Below are 15,875 nucleotides of genomic sequence, written 5' to 3'. Positions count from 1 at the left end.
TTGATCCGACACGACCTGCCTGGGAGGCAACATGAAAGTCGAAACTGGAGCCACGAACCTCTTCAGTAGCCAAAGTACGCAAACTCACGCCAACAGAAGTGGCGGCCAGTCGAGCTCGTTCGCCAGCATCCTCGCGGAAAAGTTGCAGGCAGCAGCCGGCAAGTCGGCTTCCGCCACAACCGGCGAAAGCGATGTGAGCAAGAAGTACGACTTCACCCATATGTCACGCAACGAGTTGCTCGAAACGGTGAACGGCCTGATCCACAGCGGTGACCTCACGCTCGACGACACCACCTCGCTGCTGGGTTTCATGGGTTCGTCGCCCTTGCTCAAGGTCGACTATGACGGGCTACCGCTGGAAAACGGCGATGTGCCAATGAACGTCTTCGAGCACATCAAGGCGAGCATGGAAGGCGCACGCTCGCGTAACGAAACCAACAGCATCGCCGGCCTGCAACGCGCGCTCGACGCTCTGATGAAGTTCCAGAAGAGCAACATCGCAGCACAGGCCTGAGCGACCCAAGCTGTGCGCATAACGGCATGGATCCGCCGCTCGATGGCAGCGATTGGCCAGCAGACGGCGAACCTTTGCCGCTACGGTGAGCAACGGCTGACTGACGCACTGACGAAAAAGGGCCGCAACGCCAAGCGTTGCGGCCCTTTTTCATCTTGCTGAGCGGCTCAGTACTGCAGTTGCCCCGGTACCCAGTTGGTGCCGGCCAGCGGCACGCGGGCCATGGCGGCGGCCTCCACGGTGAGGGCCACCAGATCCTCGGGATCAAGGTTGTGCAGGTGCGACTTGCCACAGGCGCGCGCCATGGTCTGCGCCTCCAGCACCAGCACCCGCAGGTAGTTGGCCAGGCGACGACCGGCGGCGACCGGATCGAGACGCTTGGACAGTTCCGGATCCTGGGTGGTGATACCGGCTGGGTCGCGACCGTTCTGCCAGTCGTCGTAGTAGCCGGCAGCCGAACCGATGGCCTTCAGCTCCTCGTCAAGGCGTGGGTGGTTGTCACCGAGGGCAATCAGCGCAGCGGTGCCAATGGCCACGGCATCCGCGCCCATGGCCATGGCCTTGGCCACGTCAGCGCCGGTGCGGATGCCGCCGGAGACGATCAGTTGCACCTTGCGGTGCATGTCCATCTCCTGCAAGGCCTGCACGGCCTGCGGTATGGCCGAGAGAATGGGGATGCCGACGTGCTCGATGAACACTTCCTGGGTCGCGGCAGTACCGCCCTGCATGCCGTCGAGGACGATCACGTCAGCACCGGACTTCACCGCCAGCTTGACGTCGTAGTACGGGCGACTGGCGCCGATCTTCACGTAGATGGGTTTTTCCCAGTCGGTGATCTCGCGCAGCTCGGCGATCTTGATCGCCAGGTCGTCCGGGCCGGTCCAGTCCGGGTGGCGACAGGCGCTGCGCTGGTCGACGCCGATCGGCAGGGTGCGCATACCGGCCACGCGCTCGGTGACCTTCATGCCCAGCAGCATGCCGCCGCCGCCCGGTTTGGCGCCCTGGCCGAGGACGATCTCGATGGCATCGGCCTTGCGCAGGTCGTCCGGGTTCATGCCGTAGCGCGATGGCAGGTACTGGTAGACCAGATGCTGCGACTGGCCGCGTTCTTCCGGGGTCATGCCGCCGTCGCCGGTGGTGGTGCTGGTGCCGGCGATGCTGGCGCCACGGCCGAGGGCTTCCTTGGCCTGGGCCGACAGCGCGCCGAAGCTCATGCCGGCGATGGTCACCGGAATCTTCAGGTGAATCGGCTTCTTGGCGAAGCGGGTGCCGAGCACCACGTCGGTGCCACATTTCTCCCGATAGCCTTCCAGCGGGTAGCGCGACATGGAGGCGCCGAGCAGCAGCAGGTCATCGAAGTGCGGCAGCTTGCGCTTGGTGCCACCGCCGCGGATGTCATAGATGCCGGTCTCGGCGGCACGCTGGATTTCCTGGATGGTCAGGCGGTCGAAGGTGGCGGACTCGCGCAGCACCGGGGTGATTTTTTCGCTCATTGCAAATTCCTCTTCGGGCGATGGTGCGCATAGCGCACCCTACGGGCCTCGGTAATCGGTAGGGTGCGCTGCGCGCACCGGACGCTGCGGGATCAGTACGCCGAGGCGTTGTCCACCTTGAAGTTGTACAACTGGCGGGCCGAGCCGTAACGCTTGAAGCTGGCCGGATTTTCGTCGAAGCCGGCGCGGTTGAGCAGTTCGGCCAGTTCTTCCAAGTGCTCGGGGCGCATCTCCTTCTCGATGCAATCCGAACCCAGCGACTTGACCCTGCCCTTGACGTAGATGCGCGTCTCGTAGAGCGAATCGCCCAGCGCATCGCCGGCATCGCCGCACACCACCAAACGTCCGGCCTGGCCCATGAAGCAGCTCATATGGCCGATATTGCCGCCGACCACGATGTCTACACCCTTCATCGAGATGCCACAGCGCGCGCCAGCGTCGCCCTCGATCACCAGCAAGCCGCCATGGGCGGTAGCGCCGGCCGACTGCGAGGCGCTGCCCTTGATGCGCACCATGCCGCTCATCATGTTCTCGGCCACGCCGACACCGACGTTGCCATGCACGGTGACGCTGGCCTTCTGGTTCATGCCGGCGCAGTAGTAGCCGGCGTGGCCGTCGATCTCCACGCTCAGCGCTTCGTTCAGGCCCACAGCGAGGTTGTGCTTGCCGCCCGGGTTGCTCACCACCCACTCGCGCTCGGTGAGGGTCTTGGCCTGCTCGTGCAGCGCCTGATTCAGGTCGCGCACGGTGGCGCTGGAAAGGTCGATGGTTTTCATGTGCGTGTCTCCCAAAATTAGAAAGTCGAATTCAGGCCGTCGCGAGCGCACCGTGGGCAAGGAAGAACCGCAGCGATCCGCGAGACAGTACGAGTAGTACGGCGAGCGGATCGCGAGGATCTGACGCAGCAATCGGTGTGCGCAGCAGGCCTGGAGCGACTCAAGCGCTGCGTTCCCAGATGTACATGGTGGCCGGCTCCGGCTCCCACACCTTGGCCTTGTCGATACCCGGCAGGGTCGACAACGCCTGGTATTCGGAGGCCATGGCCACGTAGTCGTCGGTCTCGGCGAGGATCGCCGGCTTGCAGGCGATGGGGTCGCGGATCACCGCGAAGCCATCACGAGTGCCGATGGCGAAGGTGAAGAAGCCGTCGAGATCCTCCAGCGAATGGTCGAGCGCTTCCTTGAGCGAATCGCCCTGGCGCAGGCGCCAGGTCAGGTAGCCGGCGGCCACCTCGGTGTCGTTCTCGGTCTCGAACTCGATGCCGTGGCGGCGCAGTTCCTGGCGCAGACGGAAGTGGTTGGACAGCGAGCCGTTGTGCACCAGGCACAGATCCTGGCCGGTGGAGAACGGGTGGCTGCCCTCCATGGTCACCGCGCTCTCGGTGGCCATGCGGGTGTGGCCGATGATGTGGCTACCCTTCATCCTGGCCAGCGAGAAGCGCTCGGCGATTTCCTTGGGCAGGCCCATACCCTTGAGGATCTCGATGCTCTGGCCGACGCTCATCACACGCACGCTCGGTGCCAGTTCGGCGAGCACGGCGCGCACGTCCGCCTCGTCAGCATTGGTCTTGAGCACGGCGGCGCTGGCGTTCTGGAACCAGTCCAGCGAGCAGCCCAGACGCCCCTCCAGCTCGCCCATCAGGGCCTTGAAGTCATAGCCGGCGCTGGTGCTTTGCAGGGTCAGCTTGATCCAGCCGTCGCTCACCTCGTCGCCGTAGATGGCGAAGCCGGCGCTGTCCGGGCCACGGTCGGTCATGGCCAGCAACATGGGCTCGAAGAGTGCGCCGAGCTGGCTTTCCAGCGCCGGATTCTTCAGATACAAACCTACGATTCCACACATAAGAGCAGTCCTCACTGCGTTCGGTAGCTGCAAGCCTCAAGCGGCAAGCTGACCGAGTTGATACGGACGCCGTGCCAGGCTTCGCACCGCTTTGCTTACGGCTCGAAGCTTGTGGCTTGGCGCTTCAGAAAAATTCGGTGTAACGCTCGATCTCCCAATCGGAGACGTGGCGGCTGTACTCGACCCATTCCATGCGCTTGAGCTTGAGGAACTCGTCGACCACCTCCGCGCCCAGCACCTCACGGAACAGCGGGTCGGCCTCCAGCGCGTCACAGGCTTCCTTGAGCGACTGCGGCAGGGTCTTGATGCCGCGCGCGGCGATCTCGTCCAGGCTCAGGTTGTAGAGATTCTCGTTGCAGGGAGCACCCGGTTCGAGCTGGCGGTCGATGCCGTCGAGGCCGGCGGCGATGATCGCGGCGGTGACCAGGTAGGGATTGCAGCCGGCGTCCGGCAGGCGGAACTCGATGCGCCCGTAAGGGATGCGCAGCATCGCCGAGCGGTTGTTGTCGCCGTAGGCGATGAAGGCCGGCGCCCAGGTCGCACCGGACAGCGAGCGACCGACGACCAGGCGCTTGTAGGAATTCACCGTCGGCGCGGCGAAGGCGCACAGCGCCGGGCCATGGGCCAACAGGCCGGCAAGGAAATGATAGGCCAGCCTGGACAGGCCCATGCCGCTGGGGTCGCTGGCGTCATGGAAGAGGTTCTTGCTGGTGCCATTGCCGATCGACAGGTGAAAGTGCATGCCGTTGCCGGCGCGGCGCGGATCCGGCTTGGGCATGAACGAGCAGATCATGCCCAGGTCGTTGGCGATCTCGCCGGCAGCCATGCGGAAGAAGGTGAAGCGATCCGCCGACTCCATGGCATCGCTGTAGGTGTAGTTGATCTCGAACTGGCCGCAGGCGTCCTCGTGGTCGATCTGGTAGATATCGAAGCCCACCGGCTGCAGCGACTCGGTGAGTTTTTCCAGAAAGGCGCGCGAACGCGACAGGCCCTTGTAGTCATAACAGGGCTTCTCCAGCTTGTCGCTGGCATCCACCGGGCACAGTTTGCCCGCGGCATCGCGGCGAAACAGGCTGAATTCCGGCTCCAGCCCGGTATTCAGCGTCCAGCCACGCTCGCTCAGGCGCGCCACCTGCTGCTGCAACACGTAGCGGGTGTCGTAGGGCCAGGGCTGGCCATGGACATGGCCGATGCACACAACGCGACCGTAGCCCGGCTGCCAGGGCACCGGCATCAACGTGGAGAGGTCGCCACGGGCCATGAAATCCGGGCCGTGCGGCTCCATGCCCATGCCCCAGATGGCGAACCCGGCGAAGCCGGCGCCCTCCTCGGCCACCGCCTCAAGGCCCGCGACCGGCACCGACTTGGTCTTGGCCGCACCGTGGATATCGACGAACTGGGCCAGCACGTACTTGATGCCGTGCTGGTCGATTATTTTCTGGGTTTCACTGGGCAACATGGTTTGGGCCTCCGCTGGCGTCGCCATTATTCCGCTGGGGAATTTTAATTTCCCCAAAAGAAATGCAAGCAGCTTGCCAACTGGATATGCCAGGACCGTACCTACCGGAAACCCGCGTCTTTCTTCTATCTGCCGAGGAAAAATGCTTTCATACGAGGAAAGTCGCGATCAAAAAACGCACCGAAGCAAGGCAGCCCGCACATTCCTGGTGCGAATTTTTTATTCATAGAAGAAATAAGCCTGTATGACGACCACGCCGGAAACGCCTCCCCGCCTCAAGCTCGAGCAATACCTGGGCATGCAGATTCGCCGCCAGCGCCAGGCCCAGGAACTGAAAATCGCCGATGTGGCGCGCATCGCCGGGATCAGCCAGGGCATGCTGAGCAAGATCGAGAATGCCCAGGTGTCCACCAGCCTCGATACTCTCAGCCGCCTTTGCGACGTGCTAGGCATGCCCATGTCCAAGCTGTTCAGCCAGTACGACCAGCAAGGCGGTGGCGCCCTGCTGGTGAAGGGCGGCGAAGGCCTCGAAGTGGTGCGTCGCGGCACCGACAAGGGCCACACCTATCACCTGCTCAACCACACCCGTGGGCCGAAGAAGAGCTTCGAGGCCTACATGGTGAGCATGGACGACGCCAGCGAGGAGTTCCCCACCTTCGCCCATCCCGGCACCGAGTTCCTGCACCTGCTGGAGGGGGAACTGGTGTACCGCCACGGCAACCAGCTCTACCCGATGCAGGCCGGCGACAGCCTGACCTTCGACGGCGAAGTGCCCCACGGCCCGGAAAAGCTGGTGAAGGTGCCGATCCGCCTGCTGTCGATCATGAACTACGGGGCGGATTGAGCGCCGCCGTTTATGGGCGCTCGGTTTCCCGTAGCTGCTGGCTCAGCCCGTCGCAACTGCTCGACCATTGCTGCAGCCATTGCGGCAAGGGTGGCGACTGTTCGTCCAGGCCCAGCTCACGAGCGAACTCGGCAGGCGCGACATTGCCCTTCGGTCCACGGAACAGCCCGCGCATGACCACCACGGCGATCACCCGCTGATCCTTGACGAAGCGGTGCTCGACGAAGCTCCACTTGTCGTCCCAGCCCAGCATGCGCGTGTGAATCTCGAAACGCTCGAACAGCTTCAGCTCACGGCGAAACTTGCCCCATACGTCACCGACTATGGGCAGCGCGCGATGGCGCAGGGCTACGCGAAAGGCGCCGCTGCGCAGCACGTAATCCATGCGCCCGACATCGGCCAGGGTGAAGTAACGGCCATTGGTGACGTGCCGGTTGAAGTCCAGATCCAGCGGCCAGACCCGCATGCGCACCACGGTGGTGGCGAGCCCTGGAACCGGCCTGCGCCAGGGGCGGCGCAGCAACATCAGCAGAAGGCGAAACCATAGGTTCATGCGACAAACACCTGTTTGAATGAGAGTGCCGCACTCTAAGTAGGGCTTGTGCAGTAGAGTAGGTGCAGAAATGACTAATAGCATGCGGTTTACGCAAGAGAGCCTTCATGCACATCACCCTGATTCTGGCCGAACACAGCTCGCTGGCCAGTGCCGCCCTGGCCCTGGAAGTGCTGGATGCGGCCAATCGCTTCGCCCTGCCGGCCGCCCCGCCCTTCACCCTCAGCCTGGCCTCGCTGGATGGCCAGCCGGTTACCAGCGCACAGGGCCGCGCCATGCCGGTGGACATGGCGCTGGATGCCATAGAGCACACCGACCTGGTGCTGATCCCCGGCTTTCTGTTCAGCCTGCGCGAGGCACTACCTGCCTTCGGGCACTATCGCGACTGGCTGCGCCGTCAACATGAGCAAGGTGCGGTCGTCGCCTCGATGTGCACCGCCACCTTCATGCTCGCCGAGGCAGGCCTGCTCGACGATATCGAGGCGACCACCCACTGGGCCTTCGCCGACCTGCTGCGGCGCCGTTACCACAGGGTTCGTGTGGACGAACGACGCATCCTCTGCGAGGACGGCCGGCTGATCACCAGCGCCGGCGCCAGTGCGGCGATGGATCTGCTGCTGCACCTGATCCGCCGCTTCGCCTCGCGCGAGCTGGCGCAGCAATGCAGCCGCTACCTGCTGATCGACAACGTGCGTAGCGAGCAGTCGGTCTACATAAGCTGGTCGATGCCGCGAGGCCATGGCGACGAGGCGATCCTGCGCGTGCAGGACTGGATGGAAGCGCACTTCGCCGAGCCCTGCGGCATCGACGAACTGGCCGCACGCTTCGGCTTCGGCGTGCGCAACTTCAAGCGCCGCTTCAAGGAGGCCACCGGCCACACGCCGCTGGCCTATCTGCAGGCCTTGCGCCTGGAAAAGGCCAAGGAGCTGCTGGAAACCACCCGGCAGAGCTTCGAGACCATCACCAGCCGAGTGGGCTACGAGGACAGCAACTCCTTCCGCCGCCTGTTCTGCCAACGGGTCGGGATCTCGCCGGCCGCCTTTCGCAAGCGCTTCCTGCGCATGCCGGCAGGCGCCCCGTAACAGATCGAACCTGCTGCTAGCCGGCAATCGCCTTGCGCTGCTGGGCGATGCGCTTGACCAGGTATTCGGCGTCGCGGGCAACCCCGGAAAAACGCCCCGAGCCCCAGGTATGCAACCAGGGCAGGCCGAGGAAATACAGCCCGGAGACCGCAGTGACGCCACGGTTATGCACCGGATGCCCACGGCCATTGAATACCCCGGCATCGACCCAGGAAAAATCCGGGCTGAAACCGATGCACCAGATGACGCTGGTGATGCCGGCCTGCCGCAGATGCAGCTCGGTCGGCACCTGTTGCGGGCGCCAGACCGGTTCATAGGGTTCACCGGGCGGTGCATCGATGCCCTTCTCGGCGATGTAGGCATCGATGCTGGCGTTGATCCGGTTGTAGACCGCATCGGCGGCATCCAGCCTCGCTTGCAGATCGTCGCTGAAGCTCAGGGTCTCGCCGTCGAGGCGCTGCAACAGGCCGTACAACTGCATGCCCTCCAGGGCGAACCTGCGCAGGTCGATATCACGCCCGCCATCGCGGCCGGTCACGTAGTGGTTGGTATTGTCGCGCACGCCCTCGCGTAGCGGATGCTGGTCGACCCCGATGTCGTAGTAGCCCATCTCGGCCAGCCAGTCGACCACGTCGCGACCACGGTAAAAGCGCGCGCAACGCGGAGCATCACCGACCGCCAGGTAGACCTTGCGCCCGGCCAGGTGCAGATCCTCGGCGATCTGCGCGCCGGATTGCCCCGAGCCCACCACCAGCACATTGCCTTCGGGCAGCGCCTGCGGGTTGCGGTACTGCTCGGAATGCAACTGGACGATATCCGCCGGCAAACGCTCGGCCAGGCGCGGGATGATGGGCGTGTGATAACCACCAGAGGCGATGATGACCTGATCGGCGCTGAACTCGCCAACACTGGTCTGTACCGCATAACCGCCCTGCGGACGCGGGCTGACACGCTGTACCACGACGCCCTCACGGGCGGGAGCGTCGACGCTGCGAATGAAGCCGTCGAGGTAGTCGATGATTTCCTCACGCTTCATGAACCCATGCGGGTCGTCCCCGGCATAGGGGTAGCCCGGCAGCGCGCACTGCCAGTTCGGCGTCACCAGGCAGAAGGCATCCCAGCGCTGGGTGCGCCAGCTATGGGTGAGGCTGTGCTTTTCCAGCAGCAGATGGTCGATGCCTTGCTGCTGCAGGTAGTAGCTGGCCGACAGACCGGCCTGCCCGCCGCCGACGATGATGACCTGATGATGGGGAACCTGTACGGATTTGAGATGACTGGGCATTGGGCGCTCCACGGGTGACGGGTGCTGATGAAAGGGGCAGCTAGAACGAGTTCCAGCCGCTGTTGACCTGCCCGGCATGGGCCGTTTGCATGTCGAGAATCTGTACGCTGCCTCCCTCGTAGCGGCGCGCCTGGTGGCGCAGGGCGCCCATGGTGTCCATGGCCGAACTGCAGTAGAAACCCTTGACCTCCCTGACCCGCTCGGAAGCGGCGTTGAGGGCGTTCTCGGCACGCAGGATGAAGTCCTCGAGCGCATAGCTGGCACCCGGGCTGAGGTGTTCGTAGATCACGGTGGAAGGTGAATAACCGGACATTTCCTGGCCATCGGGCCAGCGCATCCTGAAGTTGACGGCAGGCATCTCAGCAGTCCTCGCACGCTGGGGTTGATTGGGTGAAACCGGTGAATGGGCGTTGCCCGAGGTTCCAGAACTCCATGACCTCGCCGCCCAGCTCCACCTGCAGGCTGGCGCTGTCGTCGATCCGACCGATGCGCGCACAGGTCAGCCCTTCCAGGGCGAAGGCGGTGCGCACGTCGGCCCAGGCGCTTTCCTCCAGGGTCAGCAGGAAGCCGTAGCTGGGAAACGCCTGCAGCCAGCGCAGCAAATCGCCGTCGACCGGGCGCGGCAGTGCATCGAGTTCAAGCCTTGCGCCACAGCCGGTCGGCTCCAGCAGCATCAGCAGGGTGCCCAGCAGGCCGGCGTTGCTGATGTCCTTGGCCGCCGCCAGCAAGCCACCTTCGGCCAGGCGTGGCAGCACATCGAGCTGGCTGCGCAGACGCTCGCCAGAGCGTTGCTCGAAGGCCTTCCAGTACGGCACGCCGGGGTGCCAGCGACCCTCCAGATCGACCGCCATCGCCAGTACCTGGCCGGGCGCGACATGCAAGGTGGAGAGCAGACGGTGAGCGATGCCGGTTATGGCCACCGCCAAGCCGGCAGGGGCATCGGTGCCCTGATGGGTATGCCCGCCCGCCAGCAGCAGGCCATAGGCCTGGCAGGCCTCGCGGATGCCCTGAAGCAACTGCTCGGCCTTGCCCTCGTCATGGTGCCAGTAGGCATTGACCACCGCCGTGGGGCGCCCGCCCATGGCAGCGATATCGCTGACATTGGCCATCACCGCCGACCAGCCGGCGAACCAGGGGCTGGACTCGACGAAGGCCGGCAGCATGCCCTCGATGGCCAGCAACTGGTAATGCTCGCCGCAACGTATGGCCGCCGTGTCGTCGCCGGGCAGCGCATAGCGGGCATCGCCCTGCGGCAGCGAGCCGGAAAAACCCTGGGCCGGTCGCTGAATGGCCTGCTTGGCGCGCATCGCCGGGGTGTCGTGCAGTGCCGCGAGCAGTTCGCTCAGGCCCGTGGCTGGGGTCTTGCGCAATGCCTCAGCCATGACGCCGCTCCTTGAGGGGCAGCAACGACACCTCGCGTGGCATGAAGGGATAGCGCGCCAGGTTCGCCTGCATCAGCACGTGCTCGCGCTCGAGCAATTGCAACGATCGCAGGCTCTGCCAATGCAGACCGTGGAACCAGGCTTCGTTATGCGCCTGCACGGTGGCCAGAAAGGTATGGCAACCCAGTTCGATGGCCCGTGAAACGGCCTCGTTGACCAGCGCCTTGCCGATCATGCCGTGACGGCGATAGTCGCGCTCCACGCACAGGCGGCCGCCATACCACTGCCCCGGTGCCTGCTCGTAGATGCGTACCGCACCGACCACCCGGTCGGCCACGCCACAGTTGTAGGCAACGGCAACGATAGGCAGGGCCTGGAAGTCGTGCGCATCCCGATCCTGGGCGAACAGCCCCTGCTCGTCGGCGAAGACCGCACGGCGCAAGCGATAGTAGGCTTCCCGTTCCCAGCGCTCGGTGGCGGGCTTGACCAGCAGGTCGCCGGTGAGAAAGTCGTGGAAGCTGTCGTCATTCAGGGCGAAGGCATGTTCGGCCATGGTCGTTTCCCTCACTCGTGGCGTTTCAGGGCCGAACAGGCGCCGCACTTGGCGCAGCCAGCCTTGATCTGTGCGGAATGCAGCCCGTGCCGCTGCAGGCTGGCGCCAATGCGCGGATACAGGCGCTGCATGAAGGCGCTGTCGGGCTTGGAGTGCTCCGCCAGCGGCGTGCCGTCGATGGGCACGAAAGGCACCACGAAGGGGTAGACGCCCATTGCCGCCAGGCGCTCTGCCATGGCCACGATGGCCTCTTCGCTGTCACCCAGCCCGGCCAGGATGTAGGTGCTGACCTGGCCACGTCCGAAGACCTCGACGGCCGCCGCGAAGGCCGAGAAATAACGCGCCAGCGGCACCTGCGCCTTGCCTGGCATGATCCGCCGGCGCACTTCGTCGGTGACCGCCTCCAGGTGCATGCCCAGCGAGACCACGCCGCTGTCGTGCAGACGGCGAAACCAGGCGTCCTCGTCCGGTGGCTCGCACTGCGCCTGGATCGGCAGAGCCACCGCGGCGGTGACGGCCGCTGCCGACTCGCAGAGGATGGCCGCACCGCGGTCGGAGGTCTGCGGCGTGCCGGTGGTCATCACCATGTGCTTGACGCCATCGAGCTCCACCGCCGCCTTGGCCACTTCGGCGAGCTGGGCCGGGCGCTTGCGCGCGATGGTCTTGCCACTTTCCAGGGACTGGCCGATGGCGCAGAACTGACAGGCACTGGCGGCATCGTTCATGCGGATGCAGTGCTGCAGCAGGGTGGTGGCCAGCACGTCATGGCTGTGCAGGGTGGCGATCTTCCAGTAAGGGATGCCGTCGGCGGTGCTGCGTGCGTAGAAGCTCGGCACCCCAGGCACCTGCACCTGGCCCACCTGTTGGCCGTCGCGGTAGATCAGCGCCAGCTCGCCCGCCCCCTGCGGACGCACCTCGTAGGGCGATAGCAGCGAGGCCTGGTTGAGCATCGGCACCATGGCGGTATGCCCGTCCAGCGACAGCGCCTTGTGATCGGACGGCCCGGCGCCGCCCTTGCGCGACAGCCCGTGGCCGTCGTCCTGCCAGCGCGCGCCATGGCACTGCAGCTCGCTGAGCAGATCCAGCGCGGCGATGCGTTCAGAGGCTGACATGCTCGACCTCCTCGGCTTCATGCCGCCCCGGCAGCGCCGTGACACGCTCATGCAGGTGGGCAGTCGGGGTGCGGTCGATCAGCAGGCTGAGCAGTTCCGGCCGGCTGTAGTGGCCCACCGAATCCATCATGCGCTTGCGCTTGTCGATCAGCGCCAGGTCGAGATCGGCGATCACCTCGCCCTCGCCACTGCGCAGCGGCTCACCCAGCAGCTTGCCTTCGGGGCTGACGATGGCGGTGAAGCAACCGCCGGAAATCGGCCCCAGCGCACAGCCGGTGTCGGCCATGATGCGCTGCTGCTGCTCCGGCTCCAGCCAGGCGGTGGCGTTGACCACGAAGCAGCCGGACTCCAACGCATGGTGGCGGATGCTGACCTCGATCTGCTCGGCGAAGATCTCCCCCACCAGCGAACCGGGAAACATCGCCGCATGGATCTGCTCGCCATCGGCCATCAGCGCGTAACGCGCCAGCGGGTTGTAGTGCTCCCAGCAGGCCAGCGAGCCGATGCGCCCGACCTGGCTGGCCACGGCACGCAGACCGGAGCCGTCGCCCTGCCCCCAGACCATGCGCTCATGGTAGGTGGGGGTGATCTTGCGCCGATGCTGGAGCAGGCTGCCGTCGGCATCGAACAGCAGTTGAGCGTTGTAGATCGTGCCAGCGTCACGCTCGTTGATGCCCAGCGACACCACCATGCGCGCTTCGCGGCAGGCCTCGGCAATCGCGGCAGTCGCCGCCGAAGGCACCTGCACCGACTCCTCGAGCAGGCGCAGATGCTCCTTGCCCATCATGAATGGCGGCTGCACGAAGGAAAAATAGGGGTAATAAGGCACCACGGTTTCCGGGAAGACGGCGAACTGCACGCCCTCGCGGCCCAGGCGCAGGATGGTCTGGACGATCTTCTCGACAGTACCCTCGCGGCTGTAGAGCACGGGCGAGAGCTGCACGGCAGCGGCACGGACGATGGCCATGGCGGTTTCCTTATACGAACGTGGCCCCTCCCGCAGGAGGGGCGGAGTGGATCAGGCAGTCCAGGTGTCGATGATCAGTGCGCCTTCGCGGCGCATCAGCAAACGCAGATCCATCACGTCCAGCGGATTGATGGCGCGGATGCCTTCGATCAGCGCTTTCTCGGTCTGCCCGTACAGGGCCTGCAGGGCGAAGCGGCAGGCATAGACCTCACCGCCTTCCTCGATGAACGCCTTGATCTGGTTGTTGACGGCCAAGTGGCCGGGGAAGGCTTCGTTGCCCAGCGTGGGGAAACCGCGCTGCACGCCGAGCTGCACGCCCGGCCCGTAGAGCAGCACCTTGGTCTCGAAGCCTTTGCGCAGCAGGCGTTTGGCCTGCAGCATGTTGACCAGGCCGATGGAGCCCTCGAAAGCGATGGTGTGGAAGGTGATGAGGGCTTTCTCGCCCGGTTCCGCCTTGACGTCCTCGAAAACCTTCTCTTCGTAGTTGACCAGGAAGTCGCCGTCCTTGTAGTGGGCGATATCGACGCTCGGCATGGGTGCTCTCCTCTTCTCGCTTGTGTCCACGGTGGAAGTCACCGTGCGTGAACGAGCTAGAGCGAAGGCTGTGCCAATTTTCGATGCTCTGTTTTTTGTCATTTAAGATCAAATAGTTAGCTATCTGATCCGGTTTTCAATGACGGTTCTGCACCTATGCAACGGCTACGAAGTCTCGTATAAAAACGAAAGTTCGTAGGGGCGATTACGAGGTTTCGTAGCATGAGCACGAGCGAACCGGACTATCTCGCCGGCTGGGCCGACATGACCTACGCCTCCCGGCACATGGTGTTCGAGCATTGCAGCGAGGCCATCGTGCAGTTCGATCCGGTGGCCAACCGCTTCGTCGACATGAACATCGCCGCCAGCAAGCTGTTCGGTTATGCCCGGCACGAGTTGCTGAACATGACGGTCACCCGCCTGCTCGGCCACCAGCTACCCGAACTGATCGTGTTCACCCAGGCCGTGCTGGAAACCGGCAAGGGCTGGAGCGACGAACTCAGTTGCACGCGCAAGGATGGCGAACGTGTGATGCTGGAAATCTCCGCCACCACGCTGCGCCTCAAGGGCGTGCTCTACCTGATCCTGGTACTGCGCGAACGCAGCGAGCAGCGTTACCTGCTCGACCAGGCGCAAACCGAGCGCACCATGCGCGGCGGCCTGCTGGAATGGCGCAACATCCTCAACCTGTTCCAGGAAACCGAGCGCGACAACCACCTGCTGCTCAGCGCCGTCGGCGATGGCATCTACAGCATCGACAGCGAGGGCCTGGCCACCTACGTCAACCCGGCGGCGGCGCGCATGCTCGGCTGGGAACAGGACGAGATGATCGGCAAGAACATCCACCGCATCCACCACCACAGCCACGCCGATGGCAGCCACTACCCGGTGGAGGACTGCCCGATCTACAAGGCCGTGCACGACGGCCTGGTGCATGAAGGTCGCCAGGAGGTGTTCTGGCGCCGTGACGGCAGCATGTTTCCGGTGGAATTCACCAGCACCCCGGTGATCTCCGACGGCCGCATCGTCGGCTCGGTGGTGGTGTTTCGCGATATCACCGAACGCATGAGCACCCAGCAGCGCCTGCACGATGCGCTGGAGGAACTCAAGGAACTCAAGCAACGCCTGGAACAGCAGAACGAATACCTGCAGGAAGAAATCCGCATCGAGCACAGCTACCGCGAAATTGTCGGGCAGAGCGAACCCATCCTGAAGATCGTGCGGCAGATCGACGTGGTCGGCCCCACCGACGCCAGCGTGCTGATCCATGGCGAATCCGGCACCGGCAAGGAGCTGATCGCCCGCGCCATCCATCAGGCCAGCCGCCGCGCCGCGCACCCGCTGATCCGGGTCAACTGCGCAGCCATTCCCGCCGACCTGTTCGAGAGCGAGTTCTTCGGCCACGTGCGCGGTGCCTTCACCGGCGCCTTGCGCGACCGGGTCGGGCGTTTCGAGCTGGCCGATGGCGGCACGCTGTTTCTCGACGAGGTCGGTGAAATCCCCCTGGAGCTGCAGAGCAAGCTGCTGCGCGTGCTGCAGGAGGGGCAGTTCGAGCGGGTTGGCGAGGAACGCACACGGCGCGTCGACGTGCGCATCATCGCCGCCACCAACCGCGACCTGCGTGCCGAGGTGCAAGCCAAACGTTTTCGCGAGGATCTGTATTTTCGCCTCAATGTCTTCCCGCTGCAGTCGCCGGCCTTGCGCGAGCGCCGCGAGGACATCCCCTTGCTGGCCAGCCATTTCATCGAGCAGGTCGGCCAGCGCCTGAACCTCCCAGGGCGCCGCCTGAGCAACGGCGACATCGCACGCCTGCAGGGCTACCACTGGCCGGGCAACATCCGCGAGCTGCAGAACGTCATCGAGCGCGCGCTGATCACCGCCAACGGCCCCCTGCTGCGCATCGATCTACCATCGCCGAGCAGCATGACGGAGGAAGTGCCCCACCAGGAGAGCAAGCCTCGAAGAACCGAAGGGGTGATGACCGAACAACAGATCCGCCAACTGGAAATCGATAACCTGCATGCCGCGCTCGATGCCGCTGGCGGTCGTTTGTTCGGCCCGGGTGGAGCGGCCGAGCTGCTCGGTATCAAACCCACCACCCTGGCCTCCAGGCTGAAGAAACTCGGCCAGCCAGCCCCCGCGAAGAGCGGGCCACGGCAGCACACATGAACGCCAGGCAGCCAAACCGCTTGACTTAGAGCGCGCTCCAACCTTTAGGGTTTGTTGGCGTTTCGGCGCAGACCGCGCGCAAAACCTCAACA

General features: G+C 64.6%; 16 protein-coding genes. 4 read left to right on the top strand and 12 right to left on the bottom strand.

The annotated features are described in order from the left end of the window. Nucleotides 1-193 precede the first annotated feature (193 nt). Entirely contained in the window at nucleotides 194-514 is a 321-nt protein-coding gene (locus OU800_RS06135; RefSeq protein ID WP_268182016.1) for a hypothetical protein, read from the top strand. A 167-nt stretch (nucleotides 515-681) separates the two neighbouring features. Here the strand turns inward: OU800_RS06135 and OU800_RS06130 are convergent, their stop codons facing one another. The 4 genes from OU800_RS06130 to glnT form a co-directional block, all read right to left on the bottom strand. Further along, nucleotides 682-2,007, bottom strand: coding sequence for an FMN-binding glutamate synthase family protein (locus OU800_RS06130; RefSeq protein ID WP_268182014.1), 1,326 nt, complete (start codon nucleotides 2,005-2,007; stop codon nucleotides 682-684). A 92-nt stretch (nucleotides 2,008-2,099) separates the two neighbouring features. Then, nucleotides 2,100-2,783, bottom strand: coding sequence for a protein glxC (locus OU800_RS06125; RefSeq protein WP_268182012.1), 684 nt, complete (start codon nucleotides 2,781-2,783; stop codon nucleotides 2,100-2,102). Between the two features lie 160 nt (nucleotides 2,784-2,943). Continuing rightward, nucleotides 2,944-3,846, bottom strand: a complete 903-nt coding sequence (locus OU800_RS06120) for a class II glutamine amidotransferase (RefSeq protein ID WP_268182010.1) — start codon at nucleotides 3,844-3,846, stop codon at nucleotides 2,944-2,946. 124 nt (nucleotides 3,847-3,970) lie between these two features. After that, nucleotides 3,971-5,305, bottom strand: coding sequence for a type III glutamate--ammonia ligase (glnT, locus tag OU800_RS06115; protein ID WP_268182008.1), 1,335 nt, complete (start codon nucleotides 5,303-5,305; stop codon nucleotides 3,971-3,973). Nucleotides 5,306-5,549: 244 nt separating this feature from the next. Here glnT and OU800_RS06110 point away from each other — a divergent pair, with 244 nt between their 5' ends. Beyond that, nucleotides 5,550-6,149, top strand: coding sequence for a helix-turn-helix domain-containing protein (locus OU800_RS06110; protein WP_096825832.1), 600 nt, complete (start codon nucleotides 5,550-5,552; stop codon nucleotides 6,147-6,149). Between the two features lie 10 nt (nucleotides 6,150-6,159). Here the strand turns inward: OU800_RS06110 and OU800_RS06105 are convergent, their stop codons facing one another. Continuing rightward, nucleotides 6,160-6,702, bottom strand: a complete 543-nt coding sequence (locus tag OU800_RS06105; RefSeq protein WP_268182003.1) for a thioesterase family protein — start codon at nucleotides 6,700-6,702, stop codon at nucleotides 6,160-6,162. A 107-nt stretch (nucleotides 6,703-6,809) separates the two neighbouring features. Here OU800_RS06105 and OU800_RS06100 point away from each other — a divergent pair, with 107 nt between their 5' ends. Then, nucleotides 6,810-7,784 (top strand): GlxA family transcriptional regulator, encoded by a 975-nt coding sequence (locus tag OU800_RS06100; RefSeq protein WP_268182001.1) that lies wholly within the window; start codon nucleotides 6,810-6,812, stop codon nucleotides 7,782-7,784. Nucleotides 7,785-7,800: 16 nt separating this feature from the next. Here OU800_RS06100 and OU800_RS06095 read toward each other — a convergent pair whose 3' ends face one another. Genes OU800_RS06095 through OU800_RS06065 form a run of 7 tightly spaced genes read right to left on the bottom strand, consistent with a single transcriptional unit; the run spans nucleotide 7,801 to nucleotide 13,614 of the window. After that, complete coding sequence (locus tag OU800_RS06095; protein WP_268181999.1) at nucleotides 7,801-9,066, bottom strand: MSMEG_0569 family flavin-dependent oxidoreductase; 1,266 nt, start codon at nucleotides 9,064-9,066, stop codon at nucleotides 7,801-7,803. Between the two features lie 40 nt (nucleotides 9,067-9,106). Then, a complete protein-coding gene (locus OU800_RS06090; RefSeq protein WP_268181997.1) occupies nucleotides 9,107-9,424 on the bottom strand; it encodes an MSMEG_0570 family nitrogen starvation response protein in 318 nt (105 codons plus the stop codon). Nucleotide 9,425: 1 nt separating this feature from the next. After that, complete coding sequence (locus tag OU800_RS06085) at nucleotides 9,426-10,448, bottom strand: sll0787 family AIR synthase-like protein (RefSeq protein ID WP_268181995.1); 1,023 nt, start codon at nucleotides 10,446-10,448, stop codon at nucleotides 9,426-9,428. Continuing rightward, entirely contained in the window at nucleotides 10,441-11,001 is a 561-nt protein-coding gene (locus tag OU800_RS06080; protein WP_268181993.1) for an MSMEG_0567/Sll0786 family nitrogen starvation N-acetyltransferase, read from the bottom strand. The genes OU800_RS06085 and OU800_RS06080 overlap by 8 nt, the downstream gene beginning before the upstream one ends. A gap of 11 nt (nucleotides 11,002-11,012) precedes the next feature. Next, the gene (locus OU800_RS06075) at nucleotides 11,013-12,113 is read right to left on the bottom strand and encodes an MSMEG_0568 family radical SAM protein (RefSeq protein WP_268181991.1); all 1,101 of its coding nucleotides are present in this window, start codon (nucleotides 12,111-12,113) and stop codon (nucleotides 11,013-11,015) included. Next, nucleotides 12,100-13,080 (bottom strand): Nit6803 family nitrilase, encoded by a 981-nt coding sequence (locus OU800_RS06070; RefSeq protein ID WP_268181989.1) that lies wholly within the window; start codon nucleotides 13,078-13,080, stop codon nucleotides 12,100-12,102. The genes OU800_RS06075 and OU800_RS06070 overlap by 14 nt, the downstream gene beginning before the upstream one ends. A 51-nt stretch (nucleotides 13,081-13,131) precedes the next feature. Next, nucleotides 13,132-13,614 (bottom strand): MSMEG_0572/Sll0783 family nitrogen starvation response protein, encoded by a 483-nt coding sequence (locus OU800_RS06065; protein ID WP_003461629.1) that lies wholly within the window; start codon nucleotides 13,612-13,614, stop codon nucleotides 13,132-13,134. A 222-nt stretch (nucleotides 13,615-13,836) separates the two neighbouring features. Here OU800_RS06065 and OU800_RS06060 point away from each other — a divergent pair, with 222 nt between their 5' ends. Then, on the top strand, nucleotides 13,837-15,783 hold the full coding sequence (locus tag OU800_RS06060; RefSeq protein ID WP_268181987.1) for a sigma 54-interacting transcriptional regulator: 1,947 nt from the start codon (nucleotides 13,837-13,839) through the stop codon (nucleotides 15,781-15,783). Nucleotides 15,784-15,875: the final 92 nt, after the last annotated feature.

It is taken from the genome of Pseudomonas sp. GOM7 (assembly GCF_026723825.1).
Taxonomy (GTDB): domain Bacteria; phylum Pseudomonadota; class Gammaproteobacteria; order Pseudomonadales; family Pseudomonadaceae; genus Aquipseudomonas.
This window is presented reverse-complemented; position numbering and strand designations above follow the sequence as displayed.